This is a genomic window from Oleiphilus sp. HI0125 (assembly GCF_001635355.1).
The window spans coordinates 1-747 of the sequence record NZ_LWGF01001003.1; the positions used below are offsets into that span (position 1 = coordinate 1).

A 747-nucleotide genomic window follows, 5' to 3' on the forward strand; every position below is an offset into this window, starting at 1 on the left:
TTAATACTCACGCCAACCATGATGAACGCAAGGCCCGTATTGATTGTTCGATGACTTTCAACCGCCTGAATCCTCTCGGCAAGGTCAAGCATATTGAGTGTGCCGGTCTTCATATAGAGCATTCCGACACCGATCAATATAAAGGTTGCACCGATTGTGCCCATGACTAAATAGCGGAATGCAGCCGTTAAGCAACGCCTTTCGGCGGCCAAACTAACTAGGGTGTAGGTAGCAAGAGAAGAAATTTCTAAAAAGACGAATAAGTTAAATGCATCGCCAGTAATTAGGATTCCTGAGAGTCCAGCAAGGCACAACAAATAAGCGCTGTAAAACAGAGGTAATTGCTTGTGAGCAACTTCACTAGCAATGCTCTCTTTTGCGAAGAGTAATACAAGTGTGGCGATCACACTAACCGTTAGCAATACAAATGCGTTGGCCGAATCAACACGCATTTCAATACCCCAAGGCGGCTCCCAACCGCCGAGTGCGTATCGAAGCGCGCCGCCATCCATTGTCGCGGACACTAGACCGAAAGAGATATAAACGCATGCACCGGCGAAAAGAGTAGAAAGTAACCAGGCCGCTCGCGGGTTATTTATTAATACAACCAGTGGCGCAGCGATTAACGGCAATAATACAGGCAGAACCGCTAAGTGTTGTTCAAACATTAGATAACATCTTCCTTGTTCTGGAACTCATTTTCTTCGATCGTTCCGTAAGCGCTTTTTATTCTAAGGACTAATGACA

1 protein-coding gene is annotated in these 747 nt (G+C 45.8%); it reads right to left on the bottom strand.

Going from position 1 to position 747, the window contains the following annotated elements; genetic code table 11:
• A partial coding sequence (locus A3762_RS17195) for a proton-conducting transporter membrane subunit (protein ID WP_304439292.1) occupies positions 1 to 668 on the bottom strand: 668 nt, incomplete at its 3' end.
• Positions 669 to 747 lie beyond the last annotated feature (79 nt).